This window comes from Candidatus Pantoea gossypiicola, from assembly GCF_008632075.1.
Lineage (GTDB): Bacteria > Pseudomonadota > Gammaproteobacteria > Enterobacterales > Enterobacteriaceae > Pantoea > Pantoea gossypiicola.
In genome coordinates this window covers 99,261-121,555 of the sequence record NZ_VWVM01000015.1, presented here as the reverse complement: position 1 = coordinate 121,555, position 22,295 = coordinate 99,261, and the positions used below count along the sequence as shown (strand labels likewise).

Genomic DNA, 22,295 nt, shown 5'->3' with positions numbered 1-22,295 from the left:
TAGCAGGTAACTGAGAGCGATGAATACACAACAATTGGCAAAACTGCGTTCTATCGTGCCCGAGATGCGTCGCGTCCGGCACATCCACTTTGTCGGCATCGGTGGTGCTGGCATGGGCGGTATTGCCGAAGTGTTAGCAAATGAAGGCTACCATATCAGCGGTTCAGATCTGGCCCCTAACCCGGTGACGCAGAACCTGATCGCGCTGGGTGCCACCATTTATTTTAACCATCGCCCCGAAAATGTGACCGATGCCAGCGTCGTCGTCGTCTCAAGCGCCGTATCGCAGGATAACCCGGAACTGGTGGCAGCACGTGAGCAGCGTATCCCAGTGATCCGTCGCGCGGAGATGCTGGCTGAACTCATGCGTTTCCGTCACGGCATCGCCGTTGCGGGTACGCATGGCAAAACGACCACTACGGCGATGGTGTCGAGTATTTATGCGGAAGCGGGTCTTGATCCGACCTTCGTTAACGGCGGTCTGGTTAAAGCAGCAGGTACGCATGCGCGTCTGGGTAACAGCCGCTATCTGATTGCCGAAGCAGATGAGAGCGATGCGTCGTTTCTGCATCTGCAGCCGATGGTGGCGATTGTGACCAACATCGAAGCTGACCATATGGACACCTATCAGGGCGATTTTGAGAACCTGAAGCAGACGTTTATTAACTTCCTGCATAACCTGCCGTTTTACGGTCGGGCGGTGATGTGTGTGGACGATGCGGTCATCCGTGATCTGATACCGCGTGTGGGACGTCATATCACCACGTACGGTTTCAGTGACGATGCTGACCTGCGCATTGAAAATTATGAGCAGAGTGGCGCGCAGGGGCATTTCACCCTGATCCGTCAGGATAAAGCGCCGCTGCAGATTACGCTGAACGCGCCGGGTCGCCACAACGCCCTGAACGCGGCGGCAGCGGTCGCCGTCGCCACTGAAGAGGGCATTGAAGACAATGCCATCCTGGCTGCGCTGGAGAGTTTCCAGGGGACGGGTCGTCGCTTTGATGTGCTGGGTGAATTCCCGACAGAGCCGGTCAACGGACAGCCGGGCAGTGCAATGCTGGTAGATGATTACGGTCATCATCCCACCGAAGTGGACGCGACGATTAAAGCCGCGCGCGCAGGCTGGCCGGATAAAAAACTGGTGATGGTGTTTCAGCCGCACCGTTACAGCCGCACCCGCGATCTGTTTGATGATTTCGCCAACGTGCTGTCGCATGTTGATGTGTTGCTGATGCTGGATGTGTACTCCGCCGGTGAAACCGCGATTCCGGGTGCCGACAGCCGTTCGCTGTGCCGTGCCATTCGTAACCGGGGCAAGGTTGATCCGATTCTGGTGCCGGAACATGACGCGCTGCCGGAGATGCTGGCACCGCTGCTGTCAGGTAATGACCTGATTCTGGTACAGGGTGCCGGTAACGTCGGCAAGGTTGCCCGCAAGCTGGCGGAGACTAAGCTCCAGCCGGAACGCAAAGCGGAGGATCGTCATGGCGGATAAAGTTGCCGTATTAATGGGCGGCACCTCAGCAGAGCGTGAGGTTTCGCTGAACTCGGGTCAGGCCGTCGTCGCCGGACTGCGTGAAATGGGCATCGATGCGCATGGCGTCGATACCCGTGATGTGTCGGTGCTGACGCTGAAAGAGCAGGGCTTTACCAAAGCCTTTATCGCGCTGCATGGCCGGGGCGGTGAAGATGGCACGATGCAGGCCGTGCTGGAGTTTCTGCAACTGCCTTACACTGGCAGCGGCGTGATGGCATCCGCGGTGACCATGGATAAGTTGCGCACCAAACTGCTGTGGCAGGGGCGCGGATTACCGTCAGGAAAGTTTGTCTGGCTGACGCGTCAGCAGTTTGATGGCGGGCTGGATGCAGAGAGCAACGCGGCCATTACAGCACTGGGTCTGCCACTGTTTGTTAAGCCAGCCTGCGAAGGCTCCAGTGTGGGAATCAGCCGGGTTAACGAGCTGAGCGCGCTGCCTGCCGCACTGAAAATGGCGTTTAAGCACGACAATGACGTACTGGTCGAGGCGTTTCTCAGCGGCGCAGAGTATACCGTCGCGATTGTGGGTGATCGTATTCTGCCCTCAATTGAAATAAAGAGCGCCAGTGAGTTCTATGACTATGAAGCTAAATACATTTCTGACGATACTCAGTACGTCTGTCCGGCCGATTTGAGCGCTGAACGTGAAGCTGAATTACAGCAGCTGGTGCTGGCGGCCTGGCGTGCACTGGGCTGTCGTGGCTGGGGACGGGTTGATGTGATGACGGATGAGGCAGGGAATTTCCAGCTACTGGAAGCCAATACCTCGCCGGGCATGACCAGCCACAGTCTGGTTCCTATGGCAGCGAAACAGGCGGGCATGCGTTTCCCGCAGCTGGTTGCCCATATTCTGGAGCTGGCCGACTGATATGTCACAGGCGGCGATGAGAGTTCGAAACCGTGAACCGCAGGAGCGTACTCGCACCGGGCGCAGTAACGGAGCCCGACTGTTCGGCATTGTTTTTCTGCTGATGGTTATCGGGATTATGGTTGCCGGCGGACTGGTGGTGCTGAAGTGGATGAACGATGCGTCCCGGCTGCCGCTGTCAAAACTGGTGGTGACAGGACAGACGCACTACACCACCCACGACGATATCCGCCAGGCGATTCTGTCGCTGGGTCCGCCTGGCACGTTTATGTCTCAGGATGTGGATATCCTGCAGCAGCAGATTGAGCGGCTGCCGTGGATTAAGCAGGTCAGCGTACGTAAGCAGTGGCCAGACGAACTGAAAATCCATCTGGTGGAGTATACGCCAGTGGCACGCTGGAACGATTTGCATATGGTGGATGCTGAAGGTGTCTCCTTCAGCGTACCCGCCAGTCATGCCGGCAAAGAGACAATGCCGATGTTGTATGGGCCTGAAGGGAGCGAGAAAGAGGTCCTGGCGGGCTATCACAGCATGGATGATGTGCTGAAAGCCCGGAAGTTTACTCTGAAGGTGGCGTCGATGACGGCCCGGCGTTCATGGCAGCTGGTGACCAGCGATGATGTACGTATCGAACTGGGGCGCAGCGACACCATGAAACGACTGAATCGCTTTATTGAGCTCTACCCGGTGCTGCAACAGCAAGGTCAGAACGAGAGCAAACGTATCAGCTACGTGGATTTGCGATACGACTCTGGCGCTTCTGTTGGCTGGACACCGGTCGTGATGGAGCCACAGGACAGTAATCAGCAACAGAACCAGGCACAGGCTAAACAACAATGATCAAGGCAACGGACAGAAAACTGGTAGTTGGACTCGAAATCGGCACTGCAAAGGTTGCCGCCCTGGTTGGGGAAGTTCTGCCCGATGGTATGGTCAATATTATTGGGGTGGGCAGCTGCCCTTCCCGCGGTATGGATAAAGGTGGCGTAAACGACCTTGAGTCGGTGGTGAAATGCGTTCAGCGCGCCATCGATCAGGCTGAGCTGATGGCAGATTGCCAGATCTCCTCCGTCTACCTTGCTTTATCGGGCAAACATATCAGTTGTCAGAACGAAATCGGGATGGTTCCGATTTCGGAAGAGGAAGTGACTCAGGATGATGTAGAGAACGTTGTACATACCGCCAAATCGGTGAGAGTACGTGACGAGCACCGCATCCTGCACGTGATTCCTCAGGAATACGCAATTGATTATCAGGAAGGGATTAAGAATCCGGTCGGACTGTCCGGCGTGCGCATGCAGGCAAAAGTGCACCTGATCACCTGCCACAACGATATGGCGAAGAACATCGTTAAAGCTGTTGAGCGCTGCGGACTGAAAGTGGATCAGCTGATTTTTGCCGGCCTCGCCTCCAGTTTTGCGGTTCTGACTGAAGACGAACGTGAGCTGGGCGTCTGTGTTGTCGATATTGGTGGCGGTACAATGGACATAGCCGTATATACCGGCGGCGCTTTGCGGCACACTAAGGTGATTCCGTATGCAGGCAACGTTGTCACCAGCGATATCGCCTATGCATTTGGTACACCACCAACGGATGCTGAGGCGATTAAAGTGCGCCATGGTTGCGCGCTGGGCTCGATTGTCGGCAAAGATGAAAACGTTGAAGTGCCAAGTGTAGGCGGACGCCCACCGCGTAGCCTGCAACGTCAGACGCTGGCGGAAGTGATTGAACCGCGTTATACCGAACTTTTGAATCTGGTCAATGACGAGATTCTGCAGTTACAGGAACAACTGCGTCAGCAGGGCGTCAAGCATCATCTGGCCGCAGGCATTGTCCTGACCGGTGGTGCAGCGCAAATCGAAGGACTGGCGGCCTGTGCGCAACGCGTATTCCATACGCAGGTGCGTATCGGACAGCCGCTGAATATTACCGGGCTGACTGACTATGCGCAGGAATCATACTACTCCACCGCTGTGGGACTGTTGCATTACGGCAAAGAGTCGCACATGAACGGTGATGCAGAGACCGAAAAACGGGTTTCAGTAGGTAACTGGTTCAAGCGTATTAACAGTTGGTTAAAAAAAGAGTTTTAATTTTTGTGAAAGGGGATCATGCTGTTTTCTTTAGTGATCTCCAGGCGACAGGCACATAACGGAGAGAAATCATGTTTGAACCTATGGAATTAACCAACGACGCGGTGATTAAAGTCATCGGCGTCGGTGGCGGCGGCGGTAACGCCGTAGAGCACATGGTACGCGAACGTATCGAAGGTGTGGAATTCTTTGCTGTAAATACCGACGCGCAAGCGCTGCGTAAAACAGCTGTCGGCCAGACCATCCAGATCGGTAATAACATTACCAAAGGTCTGGGTGCGGGTGCGAACCCGGAAGTGGGCCGTAACTCTGCAGAAGAAGATCGCGAAGCACTGCGGGCTGCGCTGGAAGGGGCAGACATGGTCTTCATCGCAGCAGGCATGGGCGGCGGCACTGGTACCGGTGCCGCACCTGTAGTCGCTGAAGTGGCCAAGGATCTCGGTATCCTGACGGTGGCGGTTGTCACCAAGCCATTCAACTTCGAAGGCAAGAAACGCATGGCGTTTGCCGAGCAGGGGATCGCTGAACTCTCCAAGCATGTCGATTCACTGATCACCATTCCAAACGACAAGCTGCTGAAAGTGCTGGGTCGTGGCATTTCCCTGCTGGATGCGTTTGGCGCGGCCAATGACGTGCTGAAAGGTGCCGTCCAGGGTATCGCCGAACTGATTACTCGTCCGGGCCTGATGAACGTCGACTTTGCTGACGTGCGTACCGTGATGTCCGAAATGGGCTATGCAATGATGGGTTCAGGCGTGGCGTGCGGTGAAGATCGTGCAGAAGAAGCGGCTGAAATGGCGATCTCCAGCCCGCTGCTGGAAGATATCGACCTGTCAGGTGCCCGTGGCGTGCTGGTCAACATTACTGCGGGCTTCGACCTGCGTCTGGATGAGTTCGAAACCGTGGGTAACACTATCCGCGCCTTCGCTTCTGACAACGCAACCGTGGTAATCGGTACGTCGCTGGATCCGGAGATGAACGATGAACTGCGCGTTACCGTGGTAGCAACCGGTATCGGTATGGACAAGCGTCCGGAAATCACCCTGGTGACGAACAAGCCAGCCAGCCAGCCCGTGATGGATCATCGCTATCAGCAGCACGGTATGTCGCCGCTGCCGCAGGAGCAGAAGCCTGCTGCCAAAGTCGTTAACGACCAGGCTGCGCAGTCGAATAAAGAGCCAGACTATCTTGATATTCCGGCCTTTTTACGTAAGCAGGCCGACTAGGATTAACCCTATAATTGGGATTCTCCGCTCTTTGTGCTAAAGTGTCTGTCCGCTGGTAAAGTATACTGGCGGTCGGAAAGGTGATACTGCGAGATAATGCGATGATCAAACAAAGGACATTAAAACGTATTGTTCAGGCGACTGGCGTCGGTTTACACACCGGCAAAAAAGTCACACTGACATTACGCCCTGCGTCGGCTAATACCGGGGTCATCTATCGTCGCACCGACTTGAATCCACCGGTAGATTTTCCGGCTGATGCAAAATACGTGCGCGACACCATGCTGAGTACGTGCCTGGTGAACGATGAAGGCGTGCGTATTTCAACGGTTGAACACCTTAATGCCGCCCTGGCGGGTCTGGGTATTGACAACATTATTGTTGAAGTCGATGCGCCAGAAATCCCGATCATGGATGGTAGCGCAGCACCGTTTATCTATTTGCTGATGGATGCGGGCATCGAGCAGCTCAACAGCGCGAAGAAATTTGTGCGTGTTAAGCAGACCGTGCGTGTGGAAGAGGGTGACAAATGGGCTGAGATCAAACCGTATAACGGTTTCTCGCTCGATTTCACCATCGACTTCAAACATCCGGCTATCGATTCCAGCTCACAGCGCTATGCGATGAACTTCTCTGCTGACGCCTTTGTTCGTCAAATCAGCCGGGCGCGTACATTTGGCTTTATGCGTGAAATCGAATATCTGCAGTCTAAAGGCCTGTGCCTGGGCGGTAGCTTAGATTGTGCGATAGGTCTGGATGATTTCCGCGTACTGAATGAAGAAGGTCTGCGTTTTGAAGACGAGTTTGTCCGTCACAAAATGCTGGACGCGATTGGCGACTTGTTTATGTGTGGTCACAACATCATTGGCGCATTTACTGCGTTCAAATCGGGCCACGCGCTGAACAACAAGCTGTTGCAGGCGGTTCTGGCTAAGCAGGAAGCCTGGGAATGGGCAACCTTCGAAGACGAAGCTGAACTGCCAGTGGCATTCAAAGCACCGAATTTGGTTCTGGCTTAACGGCTCCAGAACGCGAAACGGCTGGTTATGCTGACACCCTCTCCGGTCAGCGGTACCAGCCGTTTTTTTATTGCCTTCCGTAATACACCGGATAACTGCGACCTTACCCGCAAAGTGCTGTGAGTTCTGCTGAATTGCTGAACAATCACACGCGTTTTCTCACGCCGCCTCTTTAATCCCAGGTGTGGATGCCCCACATTAATGTTACTATCTGTGGCGCTTTTACAGGCCGAAATCCGTTGCGGCTCGCGGCGGGTACACGAAATCAAGAGCGCAACAGAGCATGCGCGATGGAAAGGTTGTGATCGGGATTCTTCTGCGCTGGCGACAATTGGGTAGACGCTATTTCTGGCCCCATCTCCTGTTAGGGATGGTCGCGGCCAGCTTTGGCCTGCCAGCCTGTGCGCAAAGCTCCGAACTCAGCGCCTCGCCTGAATCGCCGGCCAGCAGTCTCTTTCTGGGCAATGCTAACCGTTTTGATCATTTAATCCGGCTTCAGGACGCGTCCCGACGTCCAGGCTTCAGCGTGGATTACTGGCATCAGCACGCCATCCGCACCGTTATTCGTCACCTCTCTTTCACGCTGGCACCGCAGGTTCAGGCGGAGCAACAGCAATTACCGCTGGCGGCACAAAAGCTGGCGCTGATCGACTCACTGCATAATTTACTGACATCACATTCTGCGCTGCACACTGCACCGCAGCAGATATCTGCACCGCCTCTTTTCACGGCGACTACCCGCTCATGGGTAGAATGGCATGCCAGCGTGCATGGCATTCGCGCCGGACCCACCCGATTGTTCTGCTAATATTTTTGGTTTTATTCACTCTGTTTAGATTTCGCAGTCCGGAATGCTCCGGCTGAAAGAGAATATATTTACTATGTTAAGCAAAATATTGACCAAGGTTTTTGGTAGCAGTAACGATCGTACACTGCGCCGCATGCGCAAAGTGGTGGACGTCATCAACAAGATGGAGCCTGATTTCGAGAAGCTCTCTGATGATGAACTGAAAGCGAAAACCGACGAGTTTCGCGAGCGCCTGAAAAAAGGTGAATCGCTGGAGAGCCTGATTCCTGAAGCCTTTGCGACCGTGCGTGAAGCGAGTAAACGTGTGTTCGGCATGCGTCATTTCGACGTTCAGCTGATCGGCGGCATGGTCCTTAACGACCGCTGCATCGCTGAAATGCGTACCGGTGAAGGTAAAACTCTGACTGCGACCCTGCCAGCCTATCTGAATGCGCTATCCGGCAAAGGCGTTCACGTGGTGACCGTCAACGACTATCTGGCCCAGCGTGATGCGGAAAATAACCGTCCACTGTTTGAGTTCCTGGGTTTAAGCATCGGTATCAACATGTCGGGCCTGCCGGCTGTGGCGAAGCGTGAAGCCTATGCTGCTGATATTACCTACGGCACCAACAACGAATATGGCTTTGACTATCTGCGCGACAACATGGCTTTCAGCCCGGAAGAGCGCGTACAGCGTAAACTGCACTATGCGCTGGTGGATGAGGTCGACTCCATCCTGATCGATGAAGCGCGTACGCCGCTGATTATCTCCGGTCCGGCAGAAGACAGTTCTGAGCTTTACACCAAAGTGAACAAGATCATCCCTCATCTGGTTCGCCAGGATAAAGAAGATACCGAAACCCATCAGGGTGAAGGCGACTTCTGGGTCGATGAGAAAGCGCGTCAGGCTCATATGTCTGAGCGTGGTCTGGTGAAAGTGGAAGAGCTGCTGGTCAGCCAGGGCATCATGGAAGCGGGCGAGTCTCTCTACTCACCGACCAACATCATGCTGATGCACCACGTCACTGCGGCGCTGCGTGCGCATGCACTCTTTACCCGCGATGTTGATTACATCGTGAAAGATGGCGAAGTGGTGATTGTCGATGAACACACCGGCCGTACCATGCAGGGCCGTCGCTGGTCCGATGGTCTGCATCAGGCGATTGAAGCGAAAGAAGGCGTTGAGATTCAGAACGAGAACCAGACGCTGGCCTCTATCACTTTCCAGAACTACTTCCGTATTTACGAGAAGCTGGCCGGTATGACCGGGACTGCCGATACCGAAGCGTTCGAATTCAGCTCTATTTACAAGCTCGACACCATTGTGGTGCCAACCAACCGTCCGATGGTACGTAAAGATCTGGCTGACCTGGTCTACATGACCGAGAAAGAGAAGATCGATGCCATTATTGAGGATATCCGTGAGCGTACTGCCAACGGTCAGCCAGTGCTGGTGGGAACCATCTCGATTGAAAAATCAGAAGTGGTTTCTAACGAACTGACCCGTGCTGGTATCAAACATAACGTCCTGAACGCCAAATTCCACGCCCGCGAAGCGGATATCGTGGCGCAGGCCGGTCAGCCGGGTGCGGTCACTATCGCCACCAACATGGCCGGACGTGGTACGGATATTATGCTGGGCGGTAGCTGGCACGCTGAAGTGGCTGAACTGGAAGAGCCGACTGAAGCGCAAATCGAAGAGATTAAAGCGGCATGGCAGATTCGTCACGATGCGGTGCTGGCGTCCGGTGGTTTGCACATCGTCGGCACTGAACGTCACGAATCGCGTCGTATCGATAACCAGCTGCGTGGTCGTGCTGGTCGTCAGGGTGACGCCGGTTCTTCACGCTTCTACCTGTCGATGGAAGATGCGCTGATGCGTATTTTCGCCTCAGACCGCGTCTCGAATATGATGCGTAAACTGGGCATGAAGCCAGGCGAAGCGATTGAGCACCCATGGGTCACCAAAGCGATTGCTAACGCACAGCGTAAAGTTGAAAGCCGTAACTTCGATATTCGTAAGCAGCTGCTGGAATATGATGATGTGGCGAATGACCAGCGTCGCGCGATCTACAGTCAGCGTAATGAGCTGCTGGATGTTTCTGACGTTAGCGAAACCATCAACAGTATTCGCCACGATGTCTATAAAGCCACCATCGACACCTATATTCCGCCACAGTCGCTGGAAGAGATGTGGGATGTGCCGGGTCTGGAAGAGCGTCTGCGTGCTGACTTCGATCTGAACCTGCCAATTGCAGAGTGGCTGGATAAAGAGCCTGACCTGCACGAAGAAGTGCTGCGTGAGCGTATCATGACCCATGCTACGGAAAGCTACGCTGAGAAAGAGCAGATCGTTGGCGCAGAGATGATGCGGAACTTCGAAAAAGGCGTGATGCTCCAGACGCTGGATTCGCTGTGGAAAGAGCATCTGGCTGCGATGGACTATCTGCGTCAGGGCATCCATCTGCGTGGCTATGCGCAGAAAGATCCTAAGCAGGAGTACAAGCGTGAGTCCTTCGCTATGTTCGCTGCGATGCTGGAATCACTGAAGTATGAAGTGATCAGTACCCTGAGCAAAGTGCAGGTGCGCATGCCTGAAGAGGTTGAAGCGATGGAGCAGCAGCGTCGTGAAGAAGCCGAGCGTCTGGCGCAGCAGCAGCAGCTGAGCCACGTAGAAGAGGATGCGCTGGCAGAACCGGCGGCAGAGCAGAGCGGTGAACGTAAAGTCGGCCGCAACGATCCCTGCCCGTGTGGTTCCGGTAAGAAATACAAGCAGTGTCATGGCCGTATCGCCTGATACGCAATGCTGATGAAAAAGGAGCCGCTGGCTCCTTTTTTTATGCCCGCGGCCCATCTCGCCAGAGCAGACGTAAAGCGGTTAACTTCCGCTAGAGCATGTTCTAAAATCAGCCCTCACTCATTACGACCGGACAGTTTCCATGAAGCACCTGCAGGTTGCGGTTGGCATCATTCGCAATGCCAGTAAACAAATTTTCCTTGCCCAGCGCGCGTCAACGTCTTACATGGCGAACAAATGGGAGTTTCCCGGCGGTAAGATTGAAGCGGGCGAAAGCGCGGAAGAGGGGCTCGTCAGAGAACTCCACGAAGAAACCGGTATTGAAGTGACCGATGCGCGCCCGATTGGTCATGCCGACCATACCTATGATGATCTGCGCGTGACGCTGCATTTCTTTCTGGTCGAAGGCTGGAAGGGAGAGCCGTGGGGTAAAGAGGGGCAGCCGCAGCGTTGGGTTGATCAGCAGGCGCTGGTCGCCGACGAATTTCCGGCCGCGAATCATCAGCTGATTGCGCGTCTGGTCGCCGGCGAGCTCTGAGCGGATGGGGCAGTTCGCCCCATCATCATTCTGTCAGCGATCTTCTTCGCTCCAGTTTTCACTGTCGTTCATATCATCGCTGCTGGGAATGCGTTTCTCTTCGGCAGCCCATTCCCCTAAATCGATAAGCTGACAGCGCTTACTGCAAAACGGCCGAAACGGGCTGAGTTCATCCCAGATCACCTCTTTGCCACACTGCGGACAGGAGACGGTCATGACTTCTTGCTGCATAGTTACCTCTAACAACAGGCCAGCTGGAAGTTAAGACGGGCGGGCACTTCGCCGCGCTCGCTGTCCAGCGGCATAAAACGAATGGCGTAGCGGCTTTTGTGTCCGGACACCTGTGGATAGAGCGCATCGTCCAGCGACAGCTGCAGTCTCAGCAGATCGGCATCCTCCGCATTATCCTGATAAAAGCCATTGAGGCTGGTCTGCGTATGGAACGAACCCGACTGGCGGATCAAATCCAGCACCATCGCCAGGGCATGATGGAGTGGCTCCAGGGTCTGCATCCAGGCCTCAACCTGTGCATCGCGGACTTCCTGTGGCAGATGCAGCCAGATGTGCAGTCCCGGCAAATCAAAGCTGCAGCATCCGCCGGGGATACTCAGTCGCTGACGCACCAGGGCAATCAGACGATCCTCGCGCAGTTGCTGGCCCATACGCGGTGCGTTCATCAACTGCGTTGACTGAATTTTGAGTTTATCGCGCAGGGCATCCACCAGCGTCATATCGACGCCGGGCACGTCAGCCCACGCCCGTAATTTTTGCTGCTGGCGCTCAAGCTCTTTCAACAGTTCTGTCCGCATATCGCCGCGCTCAAAAATATCGAGCAACTCGCCAGTCAGGCGAAAAAAGGTCAGCGCATTAACGGTTTTATCCAGGGGTGTCGTTTCATCTAACTGATTAATCAAAAACTCAACCCGTAACCAGGTTCGCATTTTTTCATTCAGTGGGTGTTCAAACAGAACGGGTGTACTCATGGTATTAATCCTGTTTCGTTGCCGCCAGCCTGAGATAGCGCTGATGAAGTTCGGCTACCTGTGGCAAGGCGTCGTCGGGCTCGCCACTGTTATCAATAATGTCATCGGCACAGGCAAGGCGCTGCTGGCGCGTGGCCTGTGCGGCAAGAATACGTTTCGCCTGTTCGACGGAAAGATGATCACGTTGCTGGGTGCGCGCTAACTGCGTTGCCTCATCAACGTCTACCACCAGTACCCGATCAGCCTGGTGCTGTAACTGATTTTCCACCAGTAATGGCACCATCCAGAGCACATAAGGTGAGGTGGCCTGGGCGATCAGTTCTCGTGTCCGGGCGTTTATCAGCGGATGCAGTAGCGCGTTTAACCAGCTTTTCTCTTCAGGCTGCTGAAAAATAATGTCGCGAAGCTGTTTACGATCGAGCATTCCCTGATCCGTCACGATTGACGCGCCATAGCGTGCCTGAATAGCCTGCAAAGCGGGCGTGCCAGGTTCAACAACTTCACGGGCGATCAGGTCAGCGTCAATAATTTCCACGCCAGACGCGGCGAATGCCTGGGCAATCGTACTCTTTCCACTGCCGATTCCCCCTGTAAGCGCGACGGTATAGGGCATGTTTCTCACCTGACTTCATATTCCGACATAGGTTCAGGGTAATGATCTGGATAAAAAAGGCAAAAATGCGCGGCAGATCACACCGATAAAGCACAACTAAATTTAACGGATTGTAGCGTAAATAAAGTGAAATTCGCAGTCTTGTCGCGCAGCGAGAGGCGCGTATCATAACGTCACTGGAGCTGTGCTTACTTCGTGAATGACGATTCATTGCCACTTACCAGGACACTGTTTATGCGTATTGAAGAAGATCTGAAACTGGGCTTTAAAGATGTCTTGATCCGCCCCAAACGTTCAACGCTGCAAAGTCGCTCACAGGTTGAGCTGGAGCGAAGCTTTACCTTCAGACATTCAGGCCTCAGCTGGAGCGGCGTACCGATCATCGCCGCCAACATGGATACCGTCGGCACATTTTCGATGGCCGAGGCGCTGGCCAGTTTCAATATCCTCACTGCCGTCCACAAGCATTACAGCGCAGACGACTGGCGGGCGTTTATTCAGCGCGTGCCTGCGACAGTCCTGAATCATGTGATGGTTTCAACCGGCACGTCAGAAACAGACCTCAGTAAACTGGTCGCGATTATGGCGCTTTCCGACGATCTGCAGTTTATCTGCATTGATGTGGCTAACGGCTACTCACAGCATTTTGTCGATTTCCTGCAGCGCGCGCGTGAAATGTTCCCGGCTAAAACCATCTGTGCCGGTAACGTGGTCACGGGCGAAATGGTGGAAGAGCTTATCCTCTCCGGCGCGGATATCGTCAAAGTCGGTATTGGCCCGGGTTCGGTCTGTACTACGCGGGTGAAAACCGGCGTGGGTTATCCGCAGCTTTCTGCAGTCATTGAGTGTGCTGATGCGGCGCATGGCTTAAGCGGACAGATTGTCAGTGATGGCGGCTGTTCGGTACCGGGCGATATCGCCAAAGCCTTTGGCGGCGGCGCTGACTTCGTGATGCTGGGTGGCATGCTGGCGGCGCATGATGAGTGTGAAGGGCAGGTGGTCGAGGAGAATGGCGAAAGCTTCATGCTCTTTTACGGCATGAGTTCCGAATCGGCAATGAAGCGTCATGTCGGCGGTGTCGCGCAATACCGTGCAGCGGAAGGTAAAACCGTGAAGCTGCCATTGCGGGGGGCGGTCGCTGACACCGCGCGTGATATTCTGGGAGGACTGCGTTCCGCCTGTACGTACGTCGGGGCTGAGCGCCTCAAAGAGCTGACCAAGCGCACGACCTTTATCCGGGTTAACGAGCAGGAAAACCGCGTTTTTAATCGATAGTCTTTCGGGGCGCACTCTGCGCCCCCTCAATGCATTGCATCACCCAGCCCAAACACCGGCAGATACATTGCAATGACCAGCGTGCCGACAATGCCGCCAATCACCACCATCATCATCGGTTCCAGAGACGCCGCCAGTGTGTCAGCGCGCTCTCGCGTTTCTGCCTCGTGCCATTCTGCCAGGCGGGCCAGCATCAAATCCAGTGCGCCCGCCTCTTCACCCACCCGAATCAACTGACCACACAAGGGCGTGAAAAGCGAATGCTGCATCAGCGCCTGATGCAGAGGACTGCCTTGAGCAATATGCTGCTGCAGTCCGGCTATCGCTTCCCGCCAGAGCAATGAGGAGAGCGTGACTTCAACGGCCGCCAGCCCCTGGAACAGGGTTAATCCGGCGCGTTGCGTGAGATTCAGGATGGTATAGATCTGCGTCAGTTGCGTGCCTCGCCACAACCCGGAAAGCAGCGGGATGCGCAGGAAAAGCGTCTGTTCACGACGTTGCCAGCCTGGAGAGCGTCGTCGCAGCTGATGCCATCCAGCCAGCATCAGCGAAACACCAAAGGCCAGCACAGCGCCCCATTCCTGAAGCGCGGCAGATAACTGCATGACCGCGGCTGTAAACGCGGGCAGGGGCGCGTCAAAGGAGTCATACACCGCAACGAACTCTGGCAGCACGAACAGCAGCATACCGCAGGTGACCGCTATCGCCACCAGCAGAATGAACAGCGGATAGCGTAACGCCTTTGCCACCTGATGCCATAACTGCTGCTGGCGGATCTGCTGCTGAGCCAGCTCACTGCAGCAGACATCCAACTGCCCCGTCAGTTCGCCCACTTCCATCAGCGCCGGATAGAGCGGCGGAAAAATCTGCGGCCATTCACGCAAAGCCTGTGAAAAAGGGGCACCGCTGAGTACCCGATGATGCAGGGCAAGCATCAGAGCCCGCCAGCCTGCATGAGGGTGCCCCTCCGCCAGCAAAGCCAGACTTTCTGCCAGTGGCAGGCCCGCTTTGAGCAGGGTAGCCAGCTGACGAATCAGATCGGTTTTGTGCTGCCACGTCCAGTCCCTCTGACGCAGGATTTTTTCCCGCTTCCAGCTCACTGGCAGAAGATCGCGCTGCGCCAGGATGAGTAGCAGGTTGTCAGTGTTGGCAGCCAGAAGCTGACCACTGAGTAACTGGCCCTGGCAGTCGACCGCCTGCCAGCTAAATAAAGCTGCGTTAGCCATCGTCCAGCCCAATCACCCGTTGCATCTCTTCCAGCGAGGTATCGCCCCGGCTTACCGCTTCCAGGCCGGAAACCAGTAAAGTGCGCAATCCCTGCTGTTTGGCCAGACTAAGCAGATTCTCAAGCGGCATCTCGGCTGCAATCGCATTCTGCAGCCTGGCATTGATCGGCAGAAGTTCAAACAGTGCCAGCCGGCCAAAATAACCGGAAAAGCAGTGATCGCAACCGGGCGCCCGCCAGGTTTGCAGGGTGCCGGGCCAGAGTTCCGCAGGATAGTGCGCCACCGCCTCAGCAGGCTGACGGCAATGGGGGCAGAGGCGCCGCACCAGACGCTGCGCAACAATCAGTTTCAGCGCCGACCCCAGCAGATAACCGGGAATCCCCATCTGCCGCAGCCGGGTTAGCGTTTCGGCGGTGGAGTTGGTGTGCAGCGTCGACAGCACCAGGTGCCCGGTCTGAGCCGCTTTCACCGCAATCTCCGCTGTTTCGGCATCGCGGATCTCGCCCACCATGATCACATCCGGATCCTGTCTCAGCAGCGCCCGCAGCACGCGGTTAAAATCGAGACCGTTTTTGGTGTGGATCTGCGTCTGGTTAATGCCGGGCAGCGGGATCTCAATCGGATCTTCAACGCTGCACAGATTTTTTTCCGGTTTATTCAGGGCACTAAGCCCGCTATAGAGCGTAAACGTCTTGCCGCTGCCGGTGGGGCCGGTGACCAGGATCAGTCCCTGTGGCTGGGCCAGTGCGGCGCAGAACAGACGCAACTGGGCAGCGGGTAAGCCGAGCTTATCCAGAGACAGCGCCGCGCTTTCACTCTGCAACAGACGGACCACGGCTTTCTCGCCGCCATAGATGGGTAAGGTCGCCAGGCGGAAAGAGGCGGGTTTACCGGCAATCTCCATGCTGAACTGACCATCCTGCGGTAACCGGCGTTCGGCGATATCCAGACCGCCAAGGATTTTCAGTCGTGCCAGCAACGCCGCAGGTTGAGTGGAAGGCAGTGAAGAGAGCGGATGCAGTACGCCATCAATGCGCAGTCGTACACGCAGACCCTCGCGGCAGGGTTCGATATGCACATCGGAGGCCCGTCGTTCCAGTGCCTGACGCAGGATGAGTTGTGTCGCTTCAATGGCTGACCCGGCAGGTGTCTCTTCGCGCGCTACCAGCGGTTTATCAGCATGCTGGAGCTGGTCAAGCCGGGCCTGCGGCCAGCATTCGATCTCAATCTGACACTGGCTGGCAAAATTGAGTGCTTCAGTCAGTCCGGGCGGCACGCTCTCCGCGACTGCAACGCGCAGCAGACTGGCATCATGGTGCAGAACCAGAGCGCGATAGTGCTGGCATAATGCCGCAATCGTCTCATCAGGCTTGCTCATCGCTGGCTCCTTTATCCGCAAAGCGGAATTGTTCCCGGCAATTGTCCTGCAGGCTGGTGTTACTGCTGGTGCAGCTACGTTGCCAGCTGATGCCGCCCTCTGTGCTGTCCCAGATCGGTAGCATTTCAACGCTCAGGCCATTCAGACTCTCCTGGCCAGTCAGCGTAATCACTCCGTTGGTCACGCTCAGTGCTGAGACATAGCGCGATCCTCTGGCTGCCGGAATACCGGCTTCTCCGGCCTGGCATTGCGTCGGGCCGCCGCGTTCCATGGCGCAAAGCTCAACCGCCGTTTTGTAGGGCACCATCGTCTGCAGCATGTCGGTGAGGGCCGCGCGCTGCAGATAATTTTGATAAGCGGGAAGGCCAATGGCACTTAAGATCGCCACAATACCCACCACAATCATCAGTTCAACCAGCGTAAATCCACGTTGATAATTCATGACTTCGTCTCCTGATTTAAGAAGGCGACAGGGTAAAAATCGGGGGCGGTGAAAGACAGTCAGAGATCGGCGAACTGGAAAGCGTGATGTGAAGAGATTTCAGAATTGCAGCGCAGTCGAAACTGCGCCGGAAGCGGGATCGCAAAATCGCCGTGTTGGAGGACGGCTCAGGCTATTTTTGTTTGAATCGCATCGAGAGGTCCAGCGCCCGCACATGCTTGGTCAGTGCGCCCACCGAGACGTAGTCCACGCCGGTCAAGGCGATCTGCGGCAGAGTGGTTTCGGTGACGTTGCCGGAGACCTCGAGCAGCGTCCGCCCCTGGTTGAGTTCAACGGCTTCACGCATCGCTTCCAGACTGAAGTTGTCCAGCATCACAATGTCGGCTTCCGCTTCCAGCGCCTGACGTAACTCTTCCAATGATTCCACCTCCACTTCAACCGGCACATCGGGTTGCAGCCACTGCGCGCGTTCGACTGCCTGAGCAATCGATCCGCTGGCAATGATATGGTTTTCTTTGATCAGATAGGCGTCAGAGAGGCCCAGGCGATGATTGCTGCCTCCGCCGCACAGTACGGCATATTTCAGCGCAGTCCGCAGTCCTGGCAGGGTTTTGCGCGTGTCCAGCAGCTGAGTCTGACTTCCCGCCAGCAGTGCGACATAGCGGCTGACTTCGGTGGCAACACCCGAGAGCGTCTGTACAAAATTAAGCGCCGTCCGCTCGGCGGTCAGCAGCAGGCGGGCAGGCCCCTCAATTTCAAACAGCAACTGATCCGCTTCGATCCGATCACCATCTTCAACATGCCAGTTCAGAGCCGCATGCGAGCCAAGCTGAATAAATACCTCTTCAACCCAGCGTTTACCACAGAAAACACCGGCTTCACGGGTGATGACCTGCGCATGGGCCTGGGTATCGGCAGGTAACAGCTGTGCGGTAATATCGCGGTCAGCATCGATCTCACCACCGAGGTCTTCTTTTAACGCCAGCGCAACGGCATCCGGGATGTCACTTTCAATGCGTTTAATCAGGGCCTGACGGCGGCTGTCGGGATCATAACCACGGGATGACATAAGCATTTTACTCCAGAAACAGGAAGGACAGAGGCGGTCACAATAGCCTGAACCGGCATCAGGTTCCAGCAACGGATAGTATTTTGTTTAGTATCCTTAACAAAGGGCAATTTAATGTCACCAGACCGACACACTAAGAGGCAAGAATCCTTTATTATTCATGCTATTCTCAGCCTGGTGAAACAAGGAAAAGCGGTATGAAAATCAAACAGGGCTGGCTGACCGGTGTGCGTCACGTGCCGTCAACGCATTGTAATGAACGCCCTGACGATGAGGCGCCTTCACTGCTGGTGATCCACAATATCAGCCTGCCACCCGGTGAATTTGGCGGTCCCTGGATCGACAGACTATTTACCGGCACATTACCGCCCGATGCCCATCCCTATTTTGCGGATATCGCCGCGCTGAAAGTGGCAGCACACTGCCTGATTCGTCGTGATGGGGAGATCGTGCAGTATGTCCCCTTTGACAAACGCGCCTGGCATGCAGGCATTTCGCAGTTTGAAGGACGTGAAAACTGCAACGACTTCTCCATCGGTATTGAGCTGGAAGGAACTGACAGCGAGCCGTATAGCGAGGCGCAATATCGGGCCCTGCAGCAGGTCACGCAGTTACTGCTGCAACACTACCCGGTAACGCCTTCACGTATCACGGGGCACAGCGATATCGCGCCGGTACGCAAAACCGATCCCGGACCTGCTTTTGACTGGGACTACTACAAACAGCTGTTAACGCAGCAAAAATCGTGATTTTTGCGGAGTCAGTATGACGTTGTTTACCTTGTTATTGGTTTTAGGCTGGGAGCGCCTGTTTAAACTGGGCGAGCACTGGCAACTCGAACACCGGCTGGAGCCGATTTTTCGCCATCGCCGCCATTACTCCATGATGCGAACCCTGCTGATGACCGTACTGGCGATGGCGCTGACCGCGCTGGTGGTCTGGAGTCTGAAAGGATTACTGTTTGGCGTACTGCAGTTGCTGTTCTGGATCGTTGCCGGACTGCTCTGCATCGGTGCCGGCTCAGTACGTCAGCACTACCATAACTACCTGAAAGCGGCCAGCCATGACAATGACGCGGCACATCAGGCGATGGCAGCTGAGCTGACGCTAATCCATGGTGTGCCGGTGGAGTGCAGCGAACGTGAGTTCCTGCGCGAGCTGCAGAATGCGCTGATCTGGATAAACTTCCGTTTCTATCTCGCCCCGATGTTCTGGCTGGTGGTGGGTGGACCGTGGGGACCGGTGCTGCTGGTGGGTTACGCGTTTCTGCGCGCCTGGCAAGGCTGGCTGGCCAGACACGGCACACCGATGGCGCGTGCACAATCGGGCGTGGATGCGATTCTGCATCTGCTCGACTGGATCCCGGTGCGGCTGGCGGGTGTCGCTTACGCACTGCTGGGCCATGGCGAAAAAGCGCTGCCCGCCTGGTTTGCCTCGCTGACCGATCGTCACCGTTCTCAGTATCACGTGCTGACGACGCTGGCGCAGTTCTCACTGTCGCGCGATCCGCACAGCGATAAAGTTGAAACGCCACGGGTGGCCGTGGCGTTAGCGAAACGGACTTCGCTGGTGCTGGTTGTTGCCGTCGCGTTGCTGACGATTTACGGCACGCTGGTGTAATCAGCAGGTGGCACGCCGAAATCGGGCGTGCCATCATCCCGCCAGCTGAAATATTTTAGTCGGGTATGGCGGTTCGGATCCCAGAGCGGATCGCCCTCAATTTCCGTGTAATTACGTGCGTGGTAAACCAGCACGTCGCGTCCTGTCTCATCCTGGGTAAAACTGTTGTGGCCCGGCCCGTACTGGTGGTTGTCCCAGCTGGACACAAATACCGGCCGTGCTGATTTCTGCCAGGCCGCGGCATCAAGCGGGTTGGCATCCGCGGTAATCGACAGGATCCCCAGACAATAATTCTCATCGGTGGCGCTGGCGGAATAGGTCACAAACAGCCGATCGCCGTGACGAATGACCGCCGGTCCTTCATTAACGCTGAACCCGGCACACTCCCACTCATATTCCGGCCGGCTCAGCATTACGGGCGTGCCTTTCAGCGTCCAGGGATTCAGCAGCTCAGCCAGATAGAGGTTGGAGTTACCGGGAATGACGGGATCTTTCTGCGCCCAGAGATACCAGTTTTTGCCCTGATGCACGAAGTGGGTGGCATCCAGAGAGAAGCTGTCTAAATGGGTGAAGACCCTGCGGCAGGGCTGCCATTCGCCCTGCAATGGATCTGCGGCCTCGCACACCAGTGCGTACATCCGATGCTGGAATAATCCCTCTTTAATGTCGCGCGTCGGTGCCGCCGCGAAATAGATCACCCACAGCCCGTCGATATAGTGCAGCTCCGGTGCCCAGATGAGTTCGCTGCAGGGACCGCTCTCGGGCTTGTGCCAGACCACCACCGGCCTGGCACTGCGCAGGTCAGCCAGCGTGGTGGCGCGGCGAATCTCCAGCCGGTCATACTCCGGCACCGATGCCACAAAATAGTAGTGCTGCTCATGGCGCAAAATAAAGGGATCGGCGCGCTGCTCAATAAAAGGATTTGGCAGGATTGAAGTCATTTAACATCTCCGGTTGGCGTGGCAGCACGGTTGTGCAGACGAACAGTGTGTAAGTCGTGGAAGTTTTCGCGACGCAGCGCCAGATCCTGCTGGATGGTGAGCATCATTTTGCGGTCAACCTTCATCAGCCGCACCACACCTGCGGTAATCAGATAGCCGATACCCGGAATAACGGTGAACAGCAGCATGATGCCGTCAATCGCCTCGGCTGACTGCTGTTTTGCGCCCGCGTTGTAGCCATATATTGAGAGCAGAAAACCGACCATCGCACCGGCGACCGCCAGTCCTACCTTAAGGAAGAAGAGGTTGCCGGAGAAGCTGATGCCGGTAATGCGTTTACCGGTTTTCCATTCGCCGTAGTCATCCACATCAGCCATCAGCGACCAGTGCAGGGGGGAGGGGATCTGATGCAGAATATTCAGCACAAAATAAGCCACCACGACCATCAGGGTGGCGTGCGGATCGATCCAGTAAAAGCCGCTGGAAAAAAGGGCCAGTACGATATTCGTCCAGAAGAAAACTTTGAGTTTGCACCAGCGATCGGTGAGCAGTTTTGCCAGCGTGCTGCCGAACATCATGCCAATCACTCCCAGGCTGATAAACAGCGTGGCGAAGTGCGTTGACTGGCCCATGACCCAGGTCACGTAATACATGGTGGCCGCCATGCGGATAAAGCCAGGACAGACGTTACAGAAGGTCAGCAGCAGAATGCGCACCCACTGGTCATTCTTCCAGACGTCACGCAGATCTTTCTTCAGGTCATCATTGCTCGGCACGGCCGGGCGAATACGTTCCCGTACCGTGGCAAAGCAGAACAGAAACATCGCCAGACCAATGGTGGCCAGTACCGCCATCGCCATCTGGTAGCCGCGTGCTTTGTCTTCACCACCAAACCACTCCGCCATCGGCAGCAGCGACAGTGACAGTATCAGCGTCGCGATGCCGACCATGACAAAGCGGTAAGACTGGCAGGAGACGCGCTCACCGGGATCGTTGGTAATCACGCCGCCCAGAGAACAGTAAGGAATGTTAATCGCGGTGTAGGTCAGCGACATCAGAAAGTAGGTGACGAAGGCCCAGATTACCTTGTTGTGATAAGTCCAGTCGGGCGTGGTGAACATCAATACGCTGAAGACCACATAGGGCACGGAAACCCACAGCAGCCAGGGACGAAAACGGCCCCAGCGACTCTGAGTGCGATCGGCGATGGCACCCATAATCGGATCGGTGACCGCATCCAGTACTCTGACCGAGAGTAACAGCGTTCCTACCAGCGCCGGGGCCAGTCCGAAAACATCGGTATAGAAGTAGTTCAGGAACAGCATGATGGCACCGCCAATCATGTTGCATCCGGCATCGCCCATGCCATAACCCAGCTTTTCTTTAAATGAGAGTGCTGCGGGCTTCATTTTGCTTCTCCTGCAAACCGTGAAGCCAGTGATTATTAGGGTTGAAGCCGTCTGTGACGCAGCAGCAATTGGTTACAGAGATGGACAAAACAGGCGGGCGCAAAAAAATGTGAACTGATACGCACCAGCGAGCCAGTTCACATTACTTTATAGAGGGTATTTTTAACGAAAGGGGGTTTACGCAGCGCTGTTGTTCTGGCCTTCAACCAGTCCGCCAACGAAGCTGCCAAGCCAGCCACCAATATTGCCAAAGAGAGTGCTGGCAACAGAACCTACTAAACCGGAAATAAATGGCACCGGGATCAGGGAGCCGAGTATATTACCGATTAATGAACCGGCCTGCTTACCCACAGTGGTAGTAATATCCTGAATCATGCCACAGCCACTTACGGCCAAAATTTCTGATGGTGCGAGTTCCCGCATAATAATTTTTTCCTTAATCAGGTTAGAAGCAGGAAAAAATTACCATC

The 22,295-nt window shown here is 55.5% G+C and carries 22 protein-coding genes; 12 read left to right on the top strand and 10 right to left on the bottom strand.

Going from position 1 to position 22,295, the window contains the following annotated elements; translation table 11 throughout:
• The first annotated feature begins 19 nt into the window (after nt 1-19).
• From murC to mutT, 9 genes are all read left to right on the top strand, one after another.
• The gene (gene murC, locus F3I20_RS18020; protein WP_150010821.1) at nt 20-1,498 is read left to right on the top strand and encodes a UDP-N-acetylmuramate--L-alanine ligase; all 1,479 of its coding nucleotides are present in this window, start codon (nt 20-22) and stop codon (nt 1,496-1,498) included.
• Nucleotides 1,488-2,408 (top strand): D-alanine--D-alanine ligase, encoded by a 921-nt coding sequence (locus tag F3I20_RS18015; protein WP_150010819.1) that lies wholly within the window; start codon nt 1,488-1,490, stop codon nt 2,406-2,408. The genes murC and F3I20_RS18015 overlap by 11 nt, the downstream gene beginning before the upstream one ends.
• A gap of 1 nt (nt 2,409) precedes the next feature.
• On the top strand, nt 2,410-3,249 hold the full coding sequence (gene ftsQ / locus F3I20_RS18010; RefSeq protein ID WP_150037637.1) for a cell division protein FtsQ: 840 nt from the start codon (nt 2,410-2,412) through the stop codon (nt 3,247-3,249).
• On the top strand, nt 3,246-4,502 hold the full coding sequence (ftsA, locus tag F3I20_RS18005) for a cell division protein FtsA (RefSeq protein WP_010253890.1): 1,257 nt from the start codon (nt 3,246-3,248) through the stop codon (nt 4,500-4,502). The genes ftsQ and ftsA overlap by 4 nt, the downstream gene beginning before the upstream one ends.
• 71 nt (nt 4,503-4,573) lie before the next feature.
• Entirely contained in the window at nt 4,574-5,728 is a 1,155-nt protein-coding gene (gene ftsZ / locus F3I20_RS18000; protein ID WP_003854738.1) for a cell division protein FtsZ, read from the top strand.
• A 101-nt stretch (nt 5,729-5,829) separates the two neighbouring features.
• The gene (gene lpxC, locus F3I20_RS17995; protein ID WP_013356769.1) at nt 5,830-6,747 is read left to right on the top strand and encodes a UDP-3-O-acyl-N-acetylglucosamine deacetylase; all 918 of its coding nucleotides are present in this window, start codon (nt 5,830-5,832) and stop codon (nt 6,745-6,747) included.
• 301 nt (nt 6,748-7,048) lie between these two features.
• Complete coding sequence (secM, locus tag F3I20_RS17990) at nt 7,049-7,555, top strand: secA translation cis-regulator SecM (RefSeq protein ID WP_369414038.1); 507 nt, start codon at nt 7,049-7,051, stop codon at nt 7,553-7,555.
• Between the two features lie 73 nt (nt 7,556-7,628).
• Nucleotides 7,629-10,331 carry a preprotein translocase subunit SecA gene (gene secA, locus F3I20_RS17985; protein WP_150010813.1) on the top strand — a complete coding sequence of 901 codons (2,703 nt, stop codon included), beginning with the start codon at nt 7,629-7,631 and terminating at the stop codon, nt 10,329-10,331.
• A 142-nt stretch (nt 10,332-10,473) separates the two neighbouring features.
• Entirely contained in the window at nt 10,474-10,869 is a 396-nt protein-coding gene (mutT, locus tag F3I20_RS17980) for an 8-oxo-dGTP diphosphatase MutT (RefSeq protein ID WP_009092119.1), read from the top strand.
• 33 nt (nt 10,870-10,902) lie between these two features.
• Here the strand turns inward: mutT and yacG are convergent, their stop codons facing one another.
• The 3 genes from yacG to coaE are packed head-to-tail and all read right to left on the bottom strand — an operon-like array spanning nt 10,903 to nt 12,465.
• Nucleotides 10,903-11,100, bottom strand: coding sequence for a DNA gyrase inhibitor YacG (gene yacG, locus F3I20_RS17975; RefSeq protein WP_009092117.1), 198 nt, complete (start codon nt 11,098-11,100; stop codon nt 10,903-10,905).
• A gap of 8 nt (nt 11,101-11,108) precedes the next feature.
• Nucleotides 11,109-11,852, bottom strand: coding sequence for a cell division protein ZapD (gene zapD / locus F3I20_RS17970; RefSeq protein WP_150010809.1), 744 nt, complete (start codon nt 11,850-11,852; stop codon nt 11,109-11,111).
• 4 nt (nt 11,853-11,856) lie between these two features.
• Nucleotides 11,857-12,465, bottom strand: coding sequence for a dephospho-CoA kinase (coaE, locus tag F3I20_RS17965; RefSeq protein WP_150037640.1), 609 nt, complete (start codon nt 12,463-12,465; stop codon nt 11,857-11,859).
• A gap of 234 nt (nt 12,466-12,699) precedes the next feature.
• Here coaE and F3I20_RS17960 point away from each other — a divergent pair, with 234 nt between their 5' ends.
• Complete coding sequence (locus F3I20_RS17960; RefSeq protein WP_150037641.1) at nt 12,700-13,740, top strand: GMP reductase; 1,041 nt, start codon at nt 12,700-12,702, stop codon at nt 13,738-13,740.
• Between the two features lie 26 nt (nt 13,741-13,766).
• Here the strand turns inward: F3I20_RS17960 and hofC are convergent, their stop codons facing one another.
• The 4 genes from hofC to nadC form a co-directional block, all read right to left on the bottom strand.
• Complete coding sequence (hofC, locus tag F3I20_RS17955; RefSeq protein ID WP_150037642.1) at nt 13,767-14,966, bottom strand: protein transport protein HofC; 1,200 nt, start codon at nt 14,964-14,966, stop codon at nt 13,767-13,769.
• Nucleotides 14,959-16,344 (bottom strand): type II secretion system protein GspE, encoded by a 1,386-nt coding sequence (gspE, locus tag F3I20_RS17950; RefSeq protein ID WP_150010801.1) that lies wholly within the window; start codon nt 16,342-16,344, stop codon nt 14,959-14,961. The genes hofC and gspE overlap by 8 nt, the downstream gene beginning before the upstream one ends.
• A complete protein-coding gene (gene ppdD / locus F3I20_RS17945) occupies nt 16,331-16,786 on the bottom strand; it encodes a prepilin peptidase-dependent pilin (protein WP_150010799.1) in 456 nt (151 codons plus the stop codon). The genes gspE and ppdD overlap by 14 nt, the downstream gene beginning before the upstream one ends.
• A 172-nt stretch (nt 16,787-16,958) precedes the next feature.
• Nucleotides 16,959-17,855: a carboxylating nicotinate-nucleotide diphosphorylase gene (nadC, locus tag F3I20_RS17940; protein WP_150011009.1), complete on the bottom strand. Its 897-nt coding sequence runs from the start codon at nt 17,853-17,855 to the stop codon at nt 16,959-16,961.
• 197 nt (nt 17,856-18,052) lie between these two features.
• Here nadC and ampD point away from each other — a divergent pair, with 197 nt between their 5' ends.
• Both ampD and ampE read left to right on the top strand, forming a co-directional pair.
• Complete coding sequence (gene ampD / locus F3I20_RS17935) at nt 18,053-18,604, top strand: 1,6-anhydro-N-acetylmuramyl-L-alanine amidase AmpD (protein WP_033731574.1); 552 nt, start codon at nt 18,053-18,055, stop codon at nt 18,602-18,604.
• 16 nt (nt 18,605-18,620) lie between these two features.
• Nucleotides 18,621-19,475, top strand: a complete 855-nt coding sequence (gene ampE / locus F3I20_RS17930; protein WP_150037643.1) for a beta-lactamase regulator AmpE — start codon at nt 18,621-18,623, stop codon at nt 19,473-19,475.
• Here ampE and F3I20_RS17925 read toward each other — a convergent pair.
• The 3 genes from F3I20_RS17925 to F3I20_RS17915 all read right to left on the bottom strand — a co-directional run bounded on the left by F3I20_RS17925 (nt 19,457) and on the right by F3I20_RS17915 (nt 22,200).
• Entirely contained in the window at nt 19,457-20,416 is a 960-nt protein-coding gene (locus F3I20_RS17925) for a glycoside hydrolase family 43 protein (RefSeq protein WP_150037644.1), read from the bottom strand. The genes ampE and F3I20_RS17925 overlap by 19 nt on opposite strands.
• Nucleotides 20,413-21,825 (bottom strand): glycoside-pentoside-hexuronide (GPH):cation symporter, encoded by a 1,413-nt coding sequence (locus F3I20_RS17920; protein ID WP_150010793.1) that lies wholly within the window; start codon nt 21,823-21,825, stop codon nt 20,413-20,415. Before F3I20_RS17920 ends, F3I20_RS17925 begins: the two co-directional genes overlap by 4 nt.
• A 177-nt stretch (nt 21,826-22,002) precedes the next feature.
• On the bottom strand, nt 22,003-22,200 hold the full coding sequence (locus tag F3I20_RS17915; RefSeq protein WP_150010791.1) for a hypothetical protein: 198 nt from the start codon (nt 22,198-22,200) through the stop codon (nt 22,003-22,005).
• Nucleotides 22,201-22,295: the final 95 nt, after the last annotated feature.